Source organism: Actinopolymorpha sp. B9G3 (assembly GCF_040120725.1).
Lineage (GTDB): Bacteria > Actinomycetota > Actinomycetes > Propionibacteriales > Actinopolymorphaceae > Thermasporomyces.
Genome location: NZ_JBEEAB010000022.1, coordinates 56,287 through 75,606, shown reverse-complemented (window position 1 = coordinate 75,606; position 19,320 = coordinate 56,287). Strand labels below are relative to the sequence as shown.

At 66.5% G+C, this 19,320-nt stretch carries 15 protein-coding genes; 10 read left to right on the top strand and 5 right to left on the bottom strand.

Annotation, left to right across the window (positions count from 1 at the left end):
- Positions 1-90 precede the first annotated feature (90 nt).
- Together ABNF93_RS28400 and ABNF93_RS28395 are read left to right on the top strand one after the other, a co-directional pair.
- Positions 91-954, top strand: coding sequence for a hypothetical protein (locus tag ABNF93_RS28400; protein ID WP_349331279.1), 864 nt, complete (start codon positions 91-93; stop codon positions 952-954).
- A gap of 36 nt (positions 955-990) precedes the next feature.
- Positions 991-1,923 (top strand): RNA polymerase sigma-70 factor, encoded by a 933-nt coding sequence (locus ABNF93_RS28395; protein WP_349331278.1) that lies wholly within the window; start codon positions 991-993, stop codon positions 1,921-1,923.
- Positions 1,924-1,932: 9 nt separating this feature from the next.
- Here ABNF93_RS28395 and ABNF93_RS28390 read toward each other — a convergent pair whose 3' ends face one another.
- Positions 1,933-2,478, bottom strand: coding sequence for a mycothiol transferase (locus tag ABNF93_RS28390; protein WP_349331277.1), 546 nt, complete (start codon positions 2,476-2,478; stop codon positions 1,933-1,935).
- Between the two features lie 28 nt (positions 2,479-2,506).
- Positions 2,507-3,136 carry a GNAT family N-acetyltransferase gene (locus ABNF93_RS28385; RefSeq protein WP_349331276.1) on the bottom strand — a complete coding sequence of 210 codons (630 nt, stop codon included), beginning with the start codon at positions 3,134-3,136 and terminating at the stop codon, positions 2,507-2,509.
- 188 nt (positions 3,137-3,324) lie between these two features.
- On the opposite strand from ABNF93_RS28385, the gene ABNF93_RS28380 reads away from it, so the two are divergent.
- Entirely contained in the window at positions 3,325-4,161 is an 837-nt protein-coding gene (locus ABNF93_RS28380; protein ID WP_349331275.1) for a hypothetical protein, read from the top strand.
- Positions 4,162-4,182: 21 nt separating this feature from the next.
- Here the strand turns inward: ABNF93_RS28380 and ABNF93_RS28375 are convergent, their stop codons facing one another.
- Positions 4,183-9,123 (bottom strand): HAMP domain-containing protein, encoded by a 4,941-nt coding sequence (locus ABNF93_RS28375; RefSeq protein WP_349331274.1) that lies wholly within the window; start codon positions 9,121-9,123, stop codon positions 4,183-4,185.
- Positions 9,124-9,481: 358 nt separating this feature from the next.
- Between ABNF93_RS28375 and ABNF93_RS28370 the strand changes: the two genes are divergently transcribed.
- From ABNF93_RS28370 to ABNF93_RS28360, 3 genes are all read left to right on the top strand, one after another.
- Positions 9,482-9,613, top strand: a complete 132-nt coding sequence (locus ABNF93_RS28370) for a hypothetical protein (protein WP_349331273.1) — start codon at positions 9,482-9,484, stop codon at positions 9,611-9,613.
- Positions 9,614-9,930: 317 nt separating this feature from the next.
- Positions 9,931-10,707 (top strand): hypothetical protein, encoded by a 777-nt coding sequence (locus ABNF93_RS28365; RefSeq protein ID WP_349331272.1) that lies wholly within the window; start codon positions 9,931-9,933, stop codon positions 10,705-10,707.
- Positions 10,708-11,282: 575 nt separating this feature from the next.
- Positions 11,283-11,456, top strand: coding sequence for a hypothetical protein (locus tag ABNF93_RS28360; protein ID WP_349331271.1), 174 nt, complete (start codon positions 11,283-11,285; stop codon positions 11,454-11,456).
- A 6-nt stretch (positions 11,457-11,462) separates the two neighbouring features.
- Here the strand turns inward: ABNF93_RS28360 and ABNF93_RS28355 are convergent, their stop codons facing one another.
- Complete coding sequence (locus ABNF93_RS28355; protein ID WP_349331270.1) at positions 11,463-12,398, bottom strand: lipid kinase; 936 nt, start codon at positions 12,396-12,398, stop codon at positions 11,463-11,465.
- Between the two features lie 29 nt (positions 12,399-12,427).
- Positions 12,428-13,102: a GntR family transcriptional regulator gene (locus ABNF93_RS28350; RefSeq protein ID WP_349331269.1), complete on the bottom strand. Its 675-nt coding sequence runs from the start codon at positions 13,100-13,102 to the stop codon at positions 12,428-12,430.
- A gap of 223 nt (positions 13,103-13,325) precedes the next feature.
- Between ABNF93_RS28350 and ABNF93_RS28345 the strand changes: the two genes are divergently transcribed.
- The 4 genes from ABNF93_RS28345 to ABNF93_RS28330 all read left to right on the top strand — a co-directional run bounded on the left by ABNF93_RS28345 (position 13,326) and on the right by ABNF93_RS28330 (position 19,256).
- Entirely contained in the window at positions 13,326-15,344 is a 2,019-nt protein-coding gene (locus tag ABNF93_RS28345) for an ABC transporter substrate-binding protein (protein ID WP_349331268.1), read from the top strand.
- The gene (locus ABNF93_RS28340) at positions 15,341-17,482 is read left to right on the top strand and encodes an alpha-amylase family protein (protein ID WP_349331267.1); all 2,142 of its coding nucleotides are present in this window, start codon (positions 15,341-15,343) and stop codon (positions 17,480-17,482) included. Before ABNF93_RS28345 ends, ABNF93_RS28340 begins: the two co-directional genes overlap by 4 nt.
- 54 nt (positions 17,483-17,536) lie before the next feature.
- The gene (locus tag ABNF93_RS28335; protein ID WP_349331266.1) at positions 17,537-18,442 is read left to right on the top strand and encodes an aminoglycoside phosphotransferase family protein; all 906 of its coding nucleotides are present in this window, start codon (positions 17,537-17,539) and stop codon (positions 18,440-18,442) included.
- A 79-nt stretch (positions 18,443-18,521) separates the two neighbouring features.
- Positions 18,522-19,256, top strand: coding sequence for a maleylpyruvate isomerase family mycothiol-dependent enzyme (locus tag ABNF93_RS28330; protein WP_349331265.1), 735 nt, complete (start codon positions 18,522-18,524; stop codon positions 19,254-19,256).
- The last annotated feature ends 64 nt before the right edge of the window (positions 19,257-19,320 follow it).

Genomic DNA, 19,320 nt, shown 5'->3' with positions numbered 1-19,320 from the left:
CTGTGGCGCCGCGTGAAGCGCCCATACCGCCCACAAGGACGATAGGCGCGAAACTGACAAATTGCCCCAGCCCCTGGCAGACTGCGGCGGATGATGGCACGGGGTGTGTTTTCCAGTCTGCTCGTCCTGCTCGCATGTGCCGTGGCGGTCGCCGTGGTTCCGGTCCGGTGGCTCGATGCACAGCTTCATACCGACGACTACGCCGAGACCGTACGCCCACTGCCGCGCGACCCGCAGGTGCAACGCGCCATCTCCGACCGTCTCGCGGAGGCGATCGAGTCATCCGGGCGAGAGGTCCCGCCGGAGATGGCCCACACGATCCAGAGCAAAGTGCCTGTGGTGCTGGGCACTCCGGAAGCTGCCGAGATCTGGGTGGCGGCCAACCTTGCTGCCCGCGACGCCCTACTCAGCGGCAACGGCGGCAAGGTGACCGTCGACATCGACGAGCTGGTCGCCATCCTGTCCGAACGACTGCGCGCCGAAGGCGTCGACGTACCTGCCGACCTCCCGGCGCACAGTTCGAGAGTCGTCCTGGTCGACTCACCTGCCGTCGCACGGGCGCGTGAAGGTTCGCAGTTGACCACGACGCTGGCGCAGGCACTTCCCCTCGTCGCCGGCGGCCTGCTGTTGCTCGCCCTGCTGATCTCGGCTCGACGCTTCCGTACCCTGGCGATCGCCGGGATCGGCGTCGCCGTCGTCGCGCTGGTCGAGATTCTCGCCCTTCGGCTGGCCCGGGACCGCTACCTCGCGACGGTCGACGACGACACCTCGCGCGCACTCCTGGACGCGGTGGCGCAGGAATTTTCCCGATCGTTGCGTTCCGACCTGCTCGTGCTGCTCCTCGCGGCCATCGCCGTCGCGGTCGGCGGCATCATCCTCGGCCTCCTCACCCGGCGGCGGCAGAGCGACGATCTCGACATCGAGCGCCTCGCACCGACCACGGCTGCCAGGTAAGGCAGCTGCTCGCGCGAACGTGGTTGGATCGAGGTCGTGACCACCGATCTCGCAGCCGAGCACCATGACGAGCTGCGACCGCTGATGTTCTCGATCGCGTACCGGATGCTCGGAAGCGTTGCCGAGGCCGAGGACGTCGTCCAGGAGGCGTTCCTCCGCCTGCATCGCACGCCCGCCGAGGAGGTGAGATCGGTGTCCGCCTATGCCGTCACGGTCACGACCCGGCTGGCGATCGACCAACTGCGGTCGGCGAGAGTACGCAGAGAGCGCTACGTCGGGTCCTGGCTGCCCGAACCCTTGCTCGCCACGGACGTCGAATCCGACCCGGCCGTCCGAGCCGAACGTGCCGACAGTCTCTCGCTGGCGTTCCTCGTCGTCCTGGAAACGTTGTCACCGGTCGAGCGCGCCGTCTTCCTGCTGCGCGAGCTCTTCGGCTACGACTACGACGAGATCGCCCGGATCGTCGAGAAGTCGGTGGTCAACTGCCGCCAGATCTTCACCCGTGCAAGCCGCCGAATCGCCGCCGGCGAGCCACGTTTCGAGGCGTCCCGCGAACGCCGGGACGACCTCGCGCGCGCCTTCTTCGCGGCCTGCGAAACCGGTGACATCACCGTGCTGGAAGAGCTACTCGCCGAGGACGTCGTGTTCGACGGCGATGGTGGCGGCAAGGCGCCCGCCATCGCCAGGCCGATCCAGGGTCGGGTCCAGGTCGCCCGCTTCCTGCTCGGCATCATCCGGCAGGTCGCGACGTTCGGTGGGCGGCTCGAACCGACCATGGTCAACGGCCAACCGGGCGGCCGCATGGTCGACGCCGAGGGACGCCTCGCCGCGATTTTCGAACTCCAGATCGCGGACGGCCAGGTACGTGCCCTACGCAATGTCCTCAACCCGGACAAGCTCCGCCACCTCGGCCCGCTGGTGGATCCCGCGAGCCTTCCCGGCGCCGGCCGGCGTCCGCGCGAAGGCTAGGTCACAAGGTCAGCCGTCAGCTTCGCGTCCGTCCAGGCGCCAGGCGGGTCGGCGTTCGACGACGCCGCGGACGAAAGCCGCCTGCCCCACGTGCTGGAGGTCGTCGCCGATCACGCTGACGAGTCGTACGCCGAGCGACACCGGCGGATCCCAGGCCTCGTCGACGATGCGGTCGAGATCGCTGTCGACGAGCCGTTCGACGAAGGCGACCGTGGCGTCGTGAACCGCGTCGTGGTAGCTCGTGAGCAGTCCTGACGTCTGCACCCGTACGGCCGCGATTTCGTGGGTGCCATGCCCGTAGCCGGTCGCCGACGGCTCGAACGGCAGACCGAACCTGTCCACGAAGCCGCGTTCGGTCCAGACCTGCGGTGTTCCCGCCGCGTCGGCGAGGTGGTCATCCTGGACGCGGGTCAGGTGCCATACCAGCCAGGCGATCGAGTTCGCGGCGGCATCGAGGCGGTAGGCAAGATCGTCAGGCGACAAGCCGTCGACGACCGCGTGGACCTCCTCGCGGATCCGGCCGAACGCATCGACGAGTAGGTCGGCGCTCCTCATCCCGATCACTCCCTCTCCATGAGTCGGTCTACCTCGGATTCGCCTGGCCGAACCGTCGGAGCCATTCCACCTTCGTCACGGCGTACTCGACCTCACCATGCTCGGTTCCGGGAATCGGGTCGGGGAAGTACTCGTGATAATTACGGACGAACGTCAGTCCCGCCTTCTCCATCACCCTTCGGGAGCGCTCGTTGACCGCCATCGTGTCGGCGGAGACCCGCTGCACGCCGAGTTCGGTGAACGCCTTGGCGAGGAGGGCACGCGACCCCTCGGTCGCAAGACCGCGGCCCCAGGCGGCTCGGCGGAGCCGGTATCCGAGGGTGGCGCAGCCGGGCCCGATGCGTTCGGCCGAACGGAGCCCGAACCATCCCAGGAACTGGCCGGTGGCCTTCTCGTTCGCCGCCCAGCGACCGAAGCCGGGGAAGAGTGCGTACTCGCGAAGGAGTTTCGGCAGAACCTCGTCGCGGACCTCCTCCAGTGGCGTGGGCTTGCCGCCGGTGAGGAAGCGCATGACCTCGGGGTCGGCGTCGAGTTCGACCAGGGCGTCGACGTCGTCCTTGGTGAACTCCCGCAGCCGGAGCCGCGGCGTCGTCAGCACAGTCGCCTGCTCCGTCGGCGGGAGATCCTCATCGGTTGCCGGGAGATCCTGCTCGGTCACGGCACGCGATCCTAGGCTCCAGTCGGGCTCCGGTTCGAGACAATTTCCCACGACCCACCGCGCAGGGGTACGACGGGTACGTCGTGGCCGAGACAAGCGACGGGCTGACCCGTGACATGTAGGTCCGGCAATTCCCCAACGTCTGCGCTCAATGCTCTCGACGACCCCGGAGCTGACAGACTGCCACCATGCGAGGACGCCACGTGGCTTCAGGCGTGCTTGCCCTGCTCGCCTGCCTGGCCGTCCTGGCCGTGGTTCCGGTCGTGTGGCTCAACGCGCAACTGCACGGCACCGCCTACGCCGACACCGTAGGTCCGCTGGCGAAAGACCCTTCTGTCCAACGCGCCATGGCCGACCGGGTGGCCGAAACGGTGGCAGGAGGTGGCGAAGGGCTCAGTCCGATCGTCGTCGACGTGGTCCGGCAGGAGATCCCTGCGGTGATGCGTACGCCCGGGGCCTCGAGGATCTGGCTCGCCGCCAGCCTGGCAGCCCGCGAAAGCCTGCTGACCGGCAACGGTGGAGAGGTTTCGGTCGACATCCGTGAGCTGGTCCGACCGCTGGCGGACCGGCTGGGCCCGGCAGGATCCGTACTTCCGTCCGAACTGCCGGACGAGATGACGAGCATCGTGCTGGTGGACGTTCCCGCGCTCGCACAGGTACGCACGATCGCACGGATGGCGCCGACTCTGGCGTACGTCATCCCCGTCCTTGCCGCCGGCCTGCTGACGCTTGCCCTGCTGACCTCACTGAACCGCTGGCGCACCCTCACCGTCGTCGGCATCGTGGTCGCCGCCGGCACTCTGGCGGAGATGCTGCTCATCGGCCCGATCCAGGACAGCGCTCTCGCAGGTGTCGACGACGGCATCTCCCGCGCGGTCCTCGCCGCCATCGCCGAGGCGTTCGCCGACTCCCTGCGCTCCGCGCTGATCATCCCGCTCGTCGTCGCCGGCGTTGTCGCGGTGGTCAGCCTGATGAGCGCCCGCCTCACCAGCCGCCGCGTCGATGAGGTCGACCGGATCAGGTGACGCGGCGCGTGCTTCCCGCGCCTACTCGAGGGCCGGCGTGTCCGTCGGAAGGTAGGTCGCGATCAGCTGGAGCAGCCACTCGATGTCGACCGGTTTGGCGACGTACTCCGTGGCACCGGAGGCGAGACTCTTCTCCCGGTCACCCTTCATCGCCTTGGCGGTGACCGCGATCAGCGGAAGGTCGCGGTAGCGGGGCATCCGCCTGATGGTCGCCATCGTGGCGTTGCCGTCCAGAGCGGGCATCATCACGTCCATCAGGACCAGGCGGATGTCGTCATGCTGTTCCAGCGCCCTGATGCCGGCCAGGCCGTTGTCGACGCAGAGAACATTCAGCCCGTGCTGCTCGAGCGTCGTGGTGATCGCGTAGACATAGCGCGGGTCATCGTCGACGACGAGCACCGTGTCGCCGTCTTGCCAGGAAGGGCGTCCGTGTTCCTCTGGTGAGGCTGCCTGCTCCGGTACGGCGGGAGCGGGCGCCACGACGGACGCCTCAGGACGAAGAGCGGGTTCGTGGGACGTCAGCTCGGCAGCCCCGTCGCCGGACGGCCCGTCACCCGACGGCCCGTCACCCGACGGCCTGTCGCCGCGCGACTGTTCAAGCCGGTCCCCCACGTCCGGCCCTTGCGTCGCGGCGCTTCCCAGCGGGGCATGGCGCTCTCCGCTCCCGGAGTGCTCCGCGTAACGGGCCACATGACGGCTCGGCACGGGGCCCGGAACCGCCTCCGGTTCGGCGACCGTCAGAGCCGCCCGGGTGGGCCGCTCCCCTGCCGAGACGTAGAGCGTGAATGTGCTGCCTGCGCCGGCCTCGCTGTGGACCTGCAGCTCTCCGCCGATCAGACGGGTCAGCTCCCGGCAGATGGACAGACCCAGCCCGGTACCGCCGTACTGCCGACTCGTCGTCCCATCGGCCTGCTGGAACGCGTCGAAGATGAGCGCGAGCTTGTCAGGCGGGATGCCGATGCCGGTGTCCTCGACGACGAAGGCGATGCGCGAGGGCGCCACCCGCAACGACGGGCTGCTCACCTCGGCCGGGTCGGCCGTACGAATGGACAACCGGACGCTTCCCTCGTGCGTGAACTTGATCGCGTTGGACAGCAGGTTCCGCAGGATCTGTTGGAGTCGCTGGCGGTCGGCCTGCAGGCTCGCCGGCACCATCGGGGAGACCGTCACCGAGAAGTCGAGCCCCTTGTCGGCCGCGAGCGGCCGGTAGAGCGACTCGACATAGGTGACAAGGCTCTCCACCGGCACCGGCACCGGCAGGAGTTCCATGTGCCCGGCCTCCACCTTGGCGAGATCCAGGACGTCGTTGATCATCTGCAACAGGTCGCTCCCCGCCGCGTGGATGGTCTTGGCGAACTCGATCTGTTGCGGTGTCAGGTTGCCTTCCAGGTTGTCCGACAGCAGCTTCGCCAGGATGAGGGCGCTGTTCAACGGCGTACGCAGCTCATGGGACATGTTGGCGAGGAACTCCGACTTGTAGCGCGACGCCATCGACAGCTGCTGGGCGCGCTCCTCGAGTTCCTGGCTGGCCTGCTCGATCGCGATGTTCTTGATCTCGATGTCGCGGTTCTGGCTCGCGAGCAGGGCGGCCTTCTCGGCGAGTTCGGTGTTGGAACGCTGCAGTTCGTCCTGCTGCTGTTGGAGTTGTTCGGAACGGGCCCGCAGCTCCGACGCCAGGCGCTGGGACTCACCGAGCAGCGCCTCGGTCCGCGAGTTGGCGACGATCGTGTTGACGTTGACGCCGATGGTCTCCTTCAGCTGGTCCAGCAGGTCCTGGTGGACGGGCGTGAACTCGCGGACGGATCCGAGCTCGATCACGCCCAGGGTCTGGCCCTCGAACAGCACCGGGACGAGGATCACGTTGGCCGGGCTGACCGTCCCCATCCCGGAGGCGATCTTCAGGTTCTCGGGTGCGCCGGCCATCAGGATCGTCTTCTTGTCCGCCGCGGCCTGGCCGACGAGCGACTCGCCGAGATGGAACCTCGCCCTGACGCCTTCGACGAGATCCGAAGGTGGCGCGCCGTAGCTCGCCGTCCGCTCCAGAACGACCTCGGAGTTCGGCCCCTGGCTGGCCAGGTAGAGCGCTCCGTACTGGGCGGAGACCAGCGGCGCCAACTCGCTCATGATCAGTGAGGCCAACGCCTTCAGGTCGTGGTGGCCCTGCATCAACCCCGAGATCCGGGCCAGGTTGGTCTTCAACCAGTCCTGCTCGAGGTTGGTCTTCGTGGTCTCCATCAGGTTGGCGATCATCTGGTTGATGTTGTCCTTGAGCTCCGCCACTTCACCGGACGCGTCCACGGTGATCTGCCGGGTCAGGTCGCCTTCGGTGACCGCTGTCGCGACGGCAGCGATCGCCCGCACCTGGGTCGTGAGGTTGCCGGCAAGGTGGTTGACGCTCTCGGTGAGCCGCTGCCAGGTGCCGGAGACGCCGACGACCTCGGCCTGCCCGCCCAGCTTGCCTTCCGTACCGACCTCGCGGGCGACGCGCGTCACCTCGGAGGCGAACGCGGAGAGTTGGTCGACCATCGTGTTGATGGTGTTCTTCAACTCGAGGATCTCGCCCCGCGCGTCGACGTCGATCTTCTTGCTCAGGTCCCCCTGCGCGACGGCGGTCGTGACCTGGGCGATGTTGCGTACCTGGCTGGTCAGGTTGTTCGCCATGAAGTTCGTACTGTCGGTGAGGTCCTTCCAGGTGCCGGCGACGTTGGGCACCCGCGCCTGCCCGCCGAGAATTCCTTCCGTACCCACCTCGCGGGCCACCCGCGTTACCTCGTCGGCGAACGCACGAAGCGTGTCGACCATCCCGTTGATCGTCTCGGCGAGGGCCGCGACCTCGCCCGACGCCTCGACGGTGATCTTCTTGCTCATGTCGCCGCCGGCCACCGCGGTGGCGACGGTGGCGATACTGCGGACCTGGCCGGTGAGGTTCTCGGCCATGATGTTGACGTTGTCGGTGAGGTCCTTCCACGTACCGGCAACGCCGCGGACCCGAGCCTGACCGCCGAGTCGACCTTCCGTTCCTACTTCTCGGGCGACGCGGGTCACCTCGTCGGCGAACGCCGACAGCTGGTCCACCATCGTGTTGATCGTGTTCTTCAACGCCGAGATCTCACCACGCGCGTCGACATCGATCTTCTGACTCAGGTCCCCCTGAGCCACCGCGGTGGTCACCTGCGCGATCGAACGCACCTGCGCGGTCAGGTTGGCCGCCATGAAGTTCACCGAGTCGGTGAGGTCACGCCACGTACCCCCCACACCCGGGACCTGGGCCTGACCGCCGAGGCGGCCTTCCGTGCCCACCTCGCGGGCCATCCGCGTCACCTCGTCGGCGAACGACGACAGCTGGTCCACCATCGTGTTGATCGTGTTCTTCAACGCCGAGATCTCTCCCCGCGCGTCGACATCGATCTTCTGACTCAGGTCGCCGCGGGCGACGGCCGTGGTCACCTGGGCGATGTTGCGGACCTGCGAGGTGAGGTTGGCCGCCATGAAGTTCACCGAGTCGGTGAGGTCACGCCACGTACCGCCGACCGCCGGGACCTGCGCCTGACCACCCAGCCGACCCTCGGTGCCCACCTCACGGGCGACGCGGGTCACCTCGTCGGCGAACGACGACAACTGGTCCACCATCGTGTTGATCGTGGACTTCAACTCCAGGATCTCGCCCCGCGCGTCGACATCGATCTTCTGACTCAGGTCGCCGCGGGCGACCGCCGTCGCCACCTGGGCGATGTTGCGGACCTGGCCGGTGAGATTGGCCGCCATGAAGTTCACCGAGTCGGTGAGGTCACGCCAGGTGCCGCCCACACCGGGAACCTGGGCCTGGCCACCCAGCCGTCCGTCCGTACCCACCTCACGGGCGACGCGGGTCACCTCGTCGGCGAACGACGACAACTGGTCCACCATCGTGTTGATCGTGGACTTCAACTCCAGGATCTCGCCCCGCGCATCCACGTCGATCTTCTGACTCAGGTCGCCGCGGGCGACCGCCGTCGCCACCTGCGCGATGTTGCGGACCTGCGAGGTGAGGTTGGCCGCCATGAAGTTCACCGAGTCGGTCAGGTCGCGCCAGGTCCCCGCGACCCCCGGCACCTGTGCCTGACCACCCAACGCGCCATCGCTGCCGACCTCACGCGCGACCCGGGTCACCTCGTCGGCGAACGACGACAACTGGTCGACCATCGTGTTGATCGTGCTCTTCAACTCGAGCATCTCGCCCGAGACCTCGACGGAGATCTTGCGGCTGAGGTCACCGCGGGCGACTGCCTTGGCGACCTGGGAGATGTCACGCACCTGAGCGGTCAGGTTCCCCGCCATGAAGTTCACCGAGTCGGTCAGGTCACGCCAGGTCCCCGCGACCCCCGGCACCTGCGCCTGACCTCCGAGCCGGCCGTCCGTTCCGATTTCCCTGGCGACACGGGTCACCTCGGAGGCGAAGACCGAGAGCTGGTCGAGCAGGCCGTTGACCGTCGTACTCAGGCCGTCCAACTCGCCGTCACCGGTCTGGCCGGACACGTGGAACGACATTCGCTGCGACAGGTCGCCCTCGGCCGCGGCGTCAAGCACCCGGCTGAGTTCGGCGGTCGGCCGCTGCAGTTCCTCCATCAGGTCGTTGACCGCGGTCTCCGCGACCGACCAGCCGTCACCCTGCGCGTCGAGGTTCAGGCGTTCGGCGGTCTGGCCATCGCGACCGGCTGCGCCCCGCACCCTCATCAGCTCGCCGACGAGATTCTGGTTTCGTTCGGCGATCTCGTTGAACACCGTGGCCAGCCTGGCGGCGATGTCCTCGTCGTGGTCATCGGCATTCGTCGGCGTGACGCGACGACGAAAGTTGCCGTCGCGAAAGTCTTCCATCGCTGCCAGCAGACGCTCGAGCGCCTGCCCCTCAACGCGCCCTTCATGCCCGTTCGGGCGGACGTCGCCGAGGTCGCCGCTGTCCCGCCCCAGTCGGGTTGTGCTCATCGTCACCGCTGTCCCGCGTCGCCGTCGGAGTCCCCTGCAAGGCAGCGTTGACACCACCGGGGAGGCGTCACCGCCACTGAACAAGACCAGACATGACGCACTGCTCATCCAGGCAGGGCCGAAAGTCCCGGATCCCAGAGGACATCCGGCGGCGATGGCCTCTGCAAACCGGGTCAACTGAACAAAATCCCGACGGACCCCAGCCGCCGGAGTACGCCTGCCACAGGACCTAGCCGGAGGATGTGGCCAAGTCCGACCTCATCCGGACCGAGATTTCCTGTCCTCTTTCTCCTCACGGCTGTCGCGATCGCGGCGCCCGCTCCGACATCCCCTGAGTAAGGCCGGCTTCGTCGACGAGATGACCGGCTTTCCCGCCACCGGCCGGTGCGTCGCTCTCACGAAGAACCGGTTCAACCCCACCGAGATCAACGCCTTCGAACAGGTCAGCGACCTCGTCACCTCACACTGGAAAGCAGGAGCGAACGCGTGAGAAACCGAACACGTCCGTCCAGCGGAGGTTAGTCCCAGGGACCGACGGAAGACTTCGAATAATCCTGATCGAATATTGTCCAAAGGTCTTCTCCTATGCGTCGGGCCATCCTTGCCGTCTGTGTCGCGGCGTTCTTCCTTTCCTTCAGCGGTTGTGCACGATCAACGGATGACACGCCACGTTCGCACGCACCAGCGGCGGCTGCCGCTGTGCCGGAGGTGAATTCAGGCCTGAAAGCAATCACGACCCGCCAACTGCTCCGTACTGTGCTGCCGGCAAAAGACGCTCCATTGCTTCCGGTTCTGCGACTCCCGCCGATGACGCTGCGAGCGGGAGAAAAGTTCTACCTGTTCGGCCGTCTCGCCGGGCGCAGCAACATCGTCCGCACACCCCTGATGGAGGCCAGAGTCATCTGTGCCGGAGCCGGGGGTTCACCGTGGACGGCACGCAACCTCAGCGGCAAGGCGTACGGCGTCGAGAGTGAGACCGGCCGCTGGCTACTCACGGTTCCCAAGAACGGTACCTTTACCTGTGAGTTGCGGGGCCGGGCAGCCACCCTGCTCAACCCCGCGGTCGCGAGGATTACGCTGGATCCAGGGCTGACAGTTCTGTCGATGATACGCGCACCTCTGCTTTCGATGCAGTGGGCCGACCCGGGAGAGACGTGCGTCACCCGCGTCCGCGACCCGGAAATACCGCAGTGCAATGTCATCCGCACGAGTGTCACCGTGCTCGACGAACTGGTGCCGGTTGTCGCCGCACAGTTCGCGAACGTCCTGGCCGACGTCGAGCTCAGCAGGGAATACGGCTACTACCCGGGCGGTGATGCCACCGTCAGGCTGACGTTGTGGGCGGTCCCGGTCAACGGCAGCGGAAGGCCCTGTGGTGCCCGCCGGGAGGTGACGACGACTCAGCGAATCACGGGCAACCTGCATCACATCAAACGCAACCTGACCCTCATCGATGTGCGGGTGAACCTCGCGCCCTCCTGCGGGGCGATGTTGCGTGCCGGTGTGACGGTGAATCACGTGTCAGGTAACCCCGTCACGATCCACGGGGTCGCCTACTCGAATGGGATCATGCTTCCGCACTGATCAGGCCAGAGCCAGCGCAGCGAATCGGGCAGAGTGGCGCAAGCGGCCGGCGTCTCCGGGAGGTACTGCGCAGGGACGTACACGCCGCCAACCGATATTTCCTTGACGCTCGAATCTGCCGGTTGAGACCATGACGCGACTCATTCACGTACGAGTGCGAGAGGAGACCAGAAACCATGCGAGTCGGTTGTTCTGCGTTCTCCCCCGCGGCTTCCTGCCGCTGACCTGATCCGCGCCACGACGCCTTCCAGCGTCGCTGTCCGCGCGTGCAGGGCGCGAGGTATCGCCTGCGCCCACTGTCATCGTCCACTCGCACAGGAAAGAGTTCCCTCATGACAGCCTCGGCGGTCCATCTCACCCTCCGGTGTGGTGTCAAACCGACAGGCTTCCGCCTTCATTCATAGGCGATCTTCTTGTAGGACGCTCCCGGCTCAGTCTCGTCCCGCAGAACCTGCCGCGCTGATCTCGCCAGTGCCGGAGGGATTCCGTTCCCTCCTGACACTCCAGGGAGACCTCGACCGTGCGTACGTACGCGCGGCGGTCCGGCCTGCCCACGCTCTGTGGGCAGGTCTGAGATGCGCCCGGCAAAGACGAAGATCAAGAAGTTCCGCATGGACCCGAAATATGTCCACCACCGATCAGAAGGCCTCACCCGACGGCAGAACAAGGGCACCAAGCTTCTCGTCATCGACGACCGCAAGGGGAGGCGGCGGTCCGACCGCCGCCCCGAGCCCGACCAACCCGAGTGACCCACCTCATCGCGGTGCGTCGAGGTGCGCGGCTGTCGAACCCTGCGGTACGAGGACGACGAGCGCGTTGCGGTCCACGGCGAACATCTTCGGCGTCGAGGTCACCACCTCGCCGTCCACGTTGATCGGCTGTTCCGGATCGGCGTGCAACGACACCGTGCGGGTGGTCAGGTGGAGGACGTTCTCGTGTTCGACGAATGTGCCGTCACGTAGGAACCTCGCGATGCTGGTGTGGTCGCGCAACCTGCCCTTGCGGATCGCGTACACGTCGAGGATGTGATCATCGATGCCCGCCGTGGGCGACACGACGTTCCCTCCGCCGTAGTGCCGGCCGTTGCCGATCGCCACCTGGAGCAGGCTGTCGAGGTCGATGCTGTCCTGGTCGCCGTCCGGAAACTCCAGCCGTGCGCTGAAGGGCTCGTGCTTGCGGTAGGCGCGCATCGCAGCGATCGGGTACGCCAGTGGCCCAAGCCGCCGCTTCAAGGTGGGGCTGAGCGCTTTCGTGACGCCGACGGACAAGCCCACCGACGCGACGTTGACAAAGCAGTTGTCACCGATCCGGCCGAGGTCGATGTCGACCACCTTGCCGTCGGCAATCGTCGTGCACGCCGCTGCGAGATCGGCGGGAATCTGCAGGGTTCGGGCGAAGTCGTTCGCCGTACCGAGAGGAAGAACCCCGAGGGCGACGTCGCGATGGGCGAGATGATCCACAGCAGTGCTCAGTGTGCCGTCCCCGCCGCCGACAATGACGACGTCATGGCGGTCCACGATGTCCTCGAAGACTTCCGGAAGTCGAGCGGCATCAGTGACCTGATAGCACTCTGCGAGCGGCACGCGGAGGTCACGCAGCTTCTGCCGGGCGAATTCAAACGCCTCCGTACCCGTGCGTGAGCTCGCGTTGACCACGAGTGCAGCGCGCGCGATCCGCCGGCCAGCCACCATTCGACCAGGTTAGATGGTCGAGCAACGAGTCACGACGCCGACGTGGGGTTCGCACTTTCCCGGAAATGCGACCGGATGACATGCTCGGACCGGTGAAGGTGCGCAGACAGCTTCGCCTGAGCCACCTGCGCATCGCCGACCACGACCGCGTCGTAGATCTCCCTGTGTTCCTTGGCGATCGCCTTCGGACCGAGCAGCTGGTGCGTCTGTTTCACGACCATGCACAGGTGTGCCTCGCCGATGATCGAGTCATACATGCGGAGCACCCGTGGACTGTCGAGCTGTTCGACGAAGGCGTAGTGGAACGCAATGTCGGAACGAATGATCCCCTCGACCGATCCTTCCTTCACGGCCAGGTCGAACTCACGCAGTGCCTTCCTGGCCTTCTCCGGCCGCAGGCCCTCGGACGCGAGGTGGGAGACCGCCATGCTCTCGATGACGAGCCGGCTGAAGTAGAGATCGTGAACGTCGGACTCGGTGAGCCGCGGAACACGTGCCGACTTGTTGGCCGACCGGCGGAGCAGACCGGTGTTCACCAGTCGGTCGATCGCGGCCTTGGCCGTGGGGCGCGCAACGCCGTAGAGCTCGGCTGTGGCCTGCTCGTAGAGCACCTCCTCCGGACCCAGCTCTCCGGTCAGGATGCGTTCCCGGATCGCGTCGCAGACGGCGTCGACCACCGTCACGGTCCGGAGTGTCTCCTTCATGCGCCCTCCTGGACTCTCCCGGGCCAGTTCCGGCAGCGACAGCGCACCACCTACCCGGCGTGCTCTAGGGTTCCCCAGTGTCTGCCCTGCGTACTTGACAGACAAGTGTACGGACAGTACGTTCCGTGGCGATACGCGGCCCAAACTATCGGTAGCGTTCACCCCCTTCCGGCGACGGCCGGCTCATGTCGACCGGCCGTGTCGGAGAGTCAGGAGTCACGTCGTGAGCGAGAAGAACATCGCCCGCCACCGTCTCAGCCGGCGGCGTCTCGTCGAAGCGGGTGCGCTGGGAGTCCTCGCGCTGACCTCCCTCCCGGCATGCGACGCGCTCTCCACCAAGCCCCAGCAGAAGGGCGGCGGCGGTGGCCAGCTGAAGGACAAGGAGGCGCCGAGCCTGGCCAGTCTCGTCAAGAGTGGCGATCTCCCACCCCTTGCGGAACGCCTACCCACCAGTCCGATGGTGGTCGAGCCGGTCGACCGGCTTGGTACGTACGGCGGGTCATGGCACATGGGCCTCACGGGCGGCTCCGGCTCCTTCTCCCAGCTGAACCGGTTCCAGGGATACGAGGGTCTGGTGCGCTGGACGCCTGACTGGAAGCCCCTTCCCATTCCCAACGTGGCCGAGTCCTTCGAGATCGGCGGAGGCGGCACGTCGTACACGTTCAAGCTCCGCGACGGCATGCGGTGGTCGGACGGGAAGCCGTTCACCGCCGACGACGTGTTGTTCTGGTACGAGGATGTCGTTCTCAACAAGGAACTCACTCCGGTGCCGCCGAGCTGGATGCTCATCGAGGGTGAGCTCGGCAGCGTGAAGAAGGTGGACGACCACACCGTCGTGTTCGAGTTCCCCAAGGCACATGGGCTCTTCCTCCAGAAACTTGCCCAGCCAGGCGGCGACGCGCCGGTGAGATACGCCAAGCACTACCTCAGCGAGTTCCACCCGAAGTACAACGACACCGTCGATGAACTCGTCAAGGAGCACAACCAGTCAGACTGGGTGCAGCTGTTCCAGAACATGGGCGGGATCGACGACGACAGCGTGCGCTATGCCGTGAAGAGTCAGCCGCTGCTGCATCCCTGGACGTTCAGCGAACCTCCCAGTGGCGGATCCGGTCGCGCGATCGCGGAGCGCAACCCGTACTACTGGAAGGTCGACCCCAGGGGCAGGCAGCTGCCGTACATCGACAAGCTGGACTATCGGGTCATGCAGGGCGACAGCACCAACACCTTGACCCTCATGGTGGTCAACGGCGAGATCGACATGGAGGACCAGTTCTTCGCCGTCCCGGAGAACAAGCCGGTGATCGCCCGCGGGCGGAAGGAGGGCGGGTACGACTTCTACGCCACAACCTTCGCCGAACCCAACGCCGGTGTGATCCAACTCAACCTGAACCACAAGGTCCCGGCCATGCGGGAGTTCTTCCAGAACAAGGACGTCCGCATCGGACTCTCCCACGCCCTCAACCGCGAGGAGATCATCGACATCGTGCTGCTGCGGCAGGGAAAGCCCTGGCAGGCGGCACCGCTGCCGGACTCGGAGCACTACAACGAACAGCTCGCCACGCAGTACACCGAGTACGACGTCGACAAGGCCAACGAGCTCCTCGACAAGGCCGGCTACACCGAGCGTGACGGCAAGTTCAGGTTGGGTCCCGACGGCAAGCGCATCACCATCGGTTTCGACATCGACAACGGCCGGCCGGTATTCGTCGACATGGCACAGCTCATCAAGGCCCAGTGGGAGGCCGTCGGCATCAGTGTCAACATCACGGCCATGGACCGCTCGCTGTGGGAGGAGCGGGTCAGGACGAACGCCGACTTCGACGCCACCATTCACCGCTTCGGTGGCGGAAGCGGCGAGGCGGTGATCCTCGACCCGAGGTACTTCTTCCCCTTCGACGGAAACTCGATGTGGTGCTCAGCCTGGCAGGCGTGGTACCAGGGCCTTTCCGGCGACGACGCGACCGCGGGCGTAGAACGTCCACCGGCCGCCGCCCGAAAGCAGATCCAGCTGTACGACCAGCTGAAGCTCGCCGCCGACGCGGAGACACGGAAGACTCTCATGAAGCAGATCCTCGAGATCGCCGCGGACGAGTTCTATGTCATCGGCATCAGCATTCCAGGGGATGGCTACGGCGTCGTCCGCAACAACTTCCACAACGTTCCGAAGCACATGCCGGCCTCCTACATCTATCCGAACCCCGCACCGTGCAACCCCGAACAGTTCTTCATCAGCACATGAGGCAGCCCTCGCCCGGCGCGGGAGAAGGGCGCCGTCGGATGTGGTTCGATCGGGTGATGCGGTGGGGGCAACTCACGCTTGTCGAAGACGACCCGGTGAAGTACGACGTCGACTTCTGGCTCGACTACTTCGAACGCACCAAGTGTGATGCTGTCTGCCTGAGCGCGGGCGGATACGTCGCCTACTACCCGACCGACGTTCCGCTGCACCATCGCAGCCGGTGGATGAACGGCGGGGACCCGTTCGGCGAACTCGTCGCGGGCTGCAGGGCCAGGGGAATGGCGGTGCTCGCGCGTACAGACCCGCACGCGGTGCATCAGCCGGTCCTCGACGCACACCCGGACTGGATCGCCGTCGACGCCAACGGTGACAAGCGCCGCCACTGGTCGACGCCCGACGCGTGGGTGACCTGCGCGCTGGGGCCGTACAACTTCACGTACATGCCCGACGTGAACGCCGAGATCATGGCTCGTTACGACGTCGTCGGCATCTTCAGCAACCGGTGGACCGGATCTGGCATGTGTTACTGCGAGCACTGCCAGCGCAACTTCCGAGACTCTGCTGGAATGGATCTTCCCCGGACGGATGACCCACAGGATCCAGCCCGCAAGGCGTACATCGTCTGGCGGCAGCAACGCCTCTTTGCGCTGTGCCGGCAGTGGGACACCGCGATCCGTGCGGCGAATCCTGATGCGCGGTTCATTCCCAACTCTGGTGGCGGCGCCCTGAGCGACCTCGACATGAGCGAGTTCGCCCGAGTCGCCGACACTGCCTTCGCAGACAAACAAGGGCGTTCCGGCATCGTCACACCCTGGGCGGCTGGAAAGAACGCCAAGGAATACCGCGCCACCATGAGAGACAAGCCGATCGGCGGGATCTTCAGTGTCGGCCTGGAAGGTACCCACCGTTGGAAGGACTCGACACAGAGCGGCGACGAGATTCGCATCTGGGTGGCGGAGAGCGTCGCCAACGGCATGCGCCCGTGGTTCACGAAATTCGCCGGCGTGGTACACGACGGCCGCTGGCTGAAGGTGGTCGAGGACCTCTACCGGTGGCACCACAGATGGGAACGCTATTTCTGCGATCAGGTGCCTCTTGCCCGGGTGGCCGTCGCCTACTCGCAGCAGACCGCGAAGTTCTACGGTGGCGGGGCGGCACGCCTCAAGGTCGAGGATCACATTTCCGGCGTCTACCAAGCGCTGCTCGAAGGAAGAATTCCGTTCGAGATGGTGCACGACGGGATGCTGACTCCCGACGTGCTCGACAGCTTCTCGACGATCGTGCTGCCCAACATCGCCGCGCTCTCGGACGCCCAGTGCGACCAGATCCGCGAGTTCGTCGCCCGTGGAGGCAGTGTGGTCGCCACACACGAGACCTCGTTGTACGACGAGTGGGGTGTTCGGCGTACCCGCTTCGGCTTGGAGGATCTGTTCGGCGTCGCCCCGGCCAGGGACACCGAGACGGGCATCAGGAACGCCTACATCCGGCTGCGGGAGGATCCGCGTACCGGCCGGCGGCACGCACTTCTCGAAGGACTCGACGACGCCTCGCGCATCATTTATGGGGTCGGTCGGGTGCCTGTGGAGGTACTGGACGAGTCGTCGCCGCGTCCGTTGACCTTCGTCCCGTCCCACCCCGACCTGCCCATGGAAGAGGTCTATCCTCGCGAAATCGAGTCTGAGTCCGATGCTGGGGAGCGTTCGGTCCTTCTTCGCGAGGTCGGGGCCGGGCGGGTCGTCTACTTCCCCTGGGACATCGACCGGACGTTCTGGGAGGTGCTGGATCCCGACCATGGCCGGCTCCTGCGCAACGCGGTCGCATGGGCGACGCGCGAGGAACACCCGGTCACGGTCACCGGTCAGGGCATCGTCGACGTCACCGTCTGGCGGCAGCCCACATCGCTGACAGTCCACCTCGTCAACCTCACCAACCCGATGCTGATGCGAGGGGCGTTCCGCGAACTGGTCCCCCTCGGGGAGCAGCGGGTGCGGGTGGTCCTGCCCGCTGGGGCTCGGGTCGGCCGGGCACACCTGTTGCGGGCGGACACGTCCGCGCAGGTGCAGGTGTCCGACGGCGTTGCCGAGGTGGCCGTCGCGGGCATCACCGACCACGAGGTGGTCGCCCTCGACCTCGCATGACAAGGAAGGTCACGTGGCGGCGGGACGCTGGTGCGAAGCCACTAGGCTGCTTCGATGATCGACGTGCCTCCTGGGTTTGCACGCGAGATCACCGATCGCGAAGGTGTGGAAGGTGCGCGCTGGATCGCCTCGCTGCCCAGCCTCGTCAAGGAACTCCTCGGGCGTTGGACGTGTACGCCTGCTGGACCGGTGATGCACGGCAGGGTCGGGATCGTCGTACCTGTGCAGCGTCGCGACAGCTCTCCCGCGGTCCTGAAGGTCTCCTTTCCCCACCCCGGCAACGTCCACGAGCCGACGGCCTTCGCCTTGTGGTCGGGCCGCGGGGCGGTGTTGCTGTTCGAGCGTGACGATGCGCGATTCGCCATGCTCCTCGAGCGGGTCGAGCACAGCACCTTGGTCGATCTCGACGATGACGACGAGGCCGCAGCCGTGTGCGGACGCCTTACCCGCCGGCTCGCGATCCCAGCCCCACCGGAGGTTCCACGGCTCAGCGAACGCGCGGAGGCGCAGGAGCTCCAGCTCCTCGATGCTTACGACGCGCTTTCCGACAACGTGCCGCGCCAGGTCGTCGACGCGGCAATCGGCACCATCCGGGAGCTCGGTCGCGAGCAACCGGACACGCTCGTCCACGGAGACCTGCACTACAAGAACGTCGTACGAGCGACGCGCGAACCCTGGCTGGCCATCGATCCCAAGGGGTTTGCGGGTGACCCGGCGAACGACGCGGTGAGCGTGGCGATCGGCGGCTTTCAGCGTCAGCTGGCCGCTGACGATCTCTGCGCCAATCTCCGTCGCCGGTTGGCGATCTTCGCCGAAGCTGCTGAACTCGACCGAGACCGCGTGGTCCGTTGGACGCAGGCGCGCGCCCTGCTCCACGCCTGCTGGAAGCGCACGGCTCCCCGTCCCGCACGACCCGGGACTGTCCAAATCGCCGAACGGGTCGCGACACTCTTGGCATGAACCCACCTCGGAGCAGGTGACCCGGGGCAGACCACCGCCAGCTGCGCCGATGTCCGGGTCGCTGCCTAAGGTGCGTGCCATGAGCCTCTCCACAGACGCGTGCGTCACCGCGATCACCCACCACTCCAACGGCTTCGCCAACGCGGTCCGGGGCAACCTGGACGCCCGGGTCGAGCAGTGCCCAGACTGGGACGTCGCCTCACTGGTCTGGCACCTGACCGAGGTGCACTGGTTCTGGCGTACGATCGTCGCCGACCGCCTGGAGGCGCCACCCGAGGATTCCCGTCGCCCGCAGCGTCCGGACCGGGACGATCTCGTCGCCACATTCGAGCGCGGCGCCGCCGAACTCGTCGACGCACTCCGTGGCGCGGACCAGGCGGCGCCCGTCTGGACCTGGTTCCCGGACCGCCGCGACATCGGGTTCATCACCAGGCACCAGGTTCAGGAAACCGCGGTGCACCACTGGGACGCCGCGCACGCCGCCGGCGCGACATGGACGATGCGGACCGAGGTGGCAGCCGACGCGGTCGAGGAGTTCCTCACCTGTTCCCTGGCCGACCAGGACGACGTCAAACGGTTGGGTCGATCCCTCTCCGGCCCGGTCATCCTCACCGCGACCGACACCGGATCGTCGTGGACGATCTCCCAGGCCGAGCCCTTCGCCGCCCTTCTCTGGGCGCCGGGCGCGGCCGGTCCGGCGACCGTCAGCGGCACGACGACCGACCTCCTGCTCTGGCTCTACCGGCGCCTCGACCTGCCCACCGAGCAGCCTGACCGGGTCGCGGAGCTTCGCGGCCTGAGCTCCACGGACTAGCGCTACCGTTCAAGGCTCAGATTGGAGGTCCCCCTTGAGTCGCGCTTCAGTTCGTTGTTGGCAT

Bases quoted from the DNA above. Each gene is read 5' to 3' on its own strand.
- ABNF93_RS28330 (WP_349331265.1), top strand. From the start codon at position 18,522: ATGAGCCTCTCCACAGACGCGTGCGTCACCGCGATCACCCACCACTCC.
- ABNF93_RS28355 (WP_349331270.1), bottom strand. From the start codon at position 12,398: ATGGTGGCTGGCCGGCGGATCGCGCGCGCTGCACTCGTGGTCAACGCG.
- ABNF93_RS28370 (WP_349331273.1), top strand. From the start codon at position 9,482: ATGACCGGCTTTCCCGCCACCGGCCGGTGCGTCGCTCTCACGAAGAAC.
- ABNF93_RS28380 (WP_349331275.1), top strand. From the start codon at position 3,325: ATGCGAGGACGCCACGTGGCTTCAGGCGTGCTTGCCCTGCTCGCCTGC.
- ABNF93_RS28335 (WP_349331266.1), top strand. From the start codon at position 17,537: ATGATCGACGTGCCTCCTGGGTTTGCACGCGAGATCACCGATCGCGAA.
- ABNF93_RS28400 (WP_349331279.1), top strand. From the start codon at position 91: ATGATGGCACGGGGTGTGTTTTCCAGTCTGCTCGTCCTGCTCGCATGT.
- ABNF93_RS28350 (WP_349331269.1), bottom strand. From the start codon at position 13,102: ATGAAGGAGACACTCCGGACCGTGACGGTGGTCGACGCCGTCTGCGAC.
- ABNF93_RS28340 (WP_349331267.1), top strand. From the start codon at position 15,341: ATGAGGCAGCCCTCGCCCGGCGCGGGAGAAGGGCGCCGTCGGATGTGG.
- ABNF93_RS28360 (WP_349331271.1), top strand. From the start codon at position 11,283: ATGCGCCCGGCAAAGACGAAGATCAAGAAGTTCCGCATGGACCCGAAA.
- ABNF93_RS28375 (WP_349331274.1), bottom strand. From the start codon at position 9,123: ATGAGCACAACCCGACTGGGGCGGGACAGCGGCGACCTCGGCGACGTC.
- ABNF93_RS28390 (WP_349331277.1), bottom strand. From the start codon at position 2,478: ATGAGGAGCGCCGACCTACTCGTCGATGCGTTCGGCCGGATCCGCGAG.
- ABNF93_RS28365 (WP_349331272.1), top strand. From the start codon at position 9,931: ATGACGCTGCGAGCGGGAGAAAAGTTCTACCTGTTCGGCCGTCTCGCC.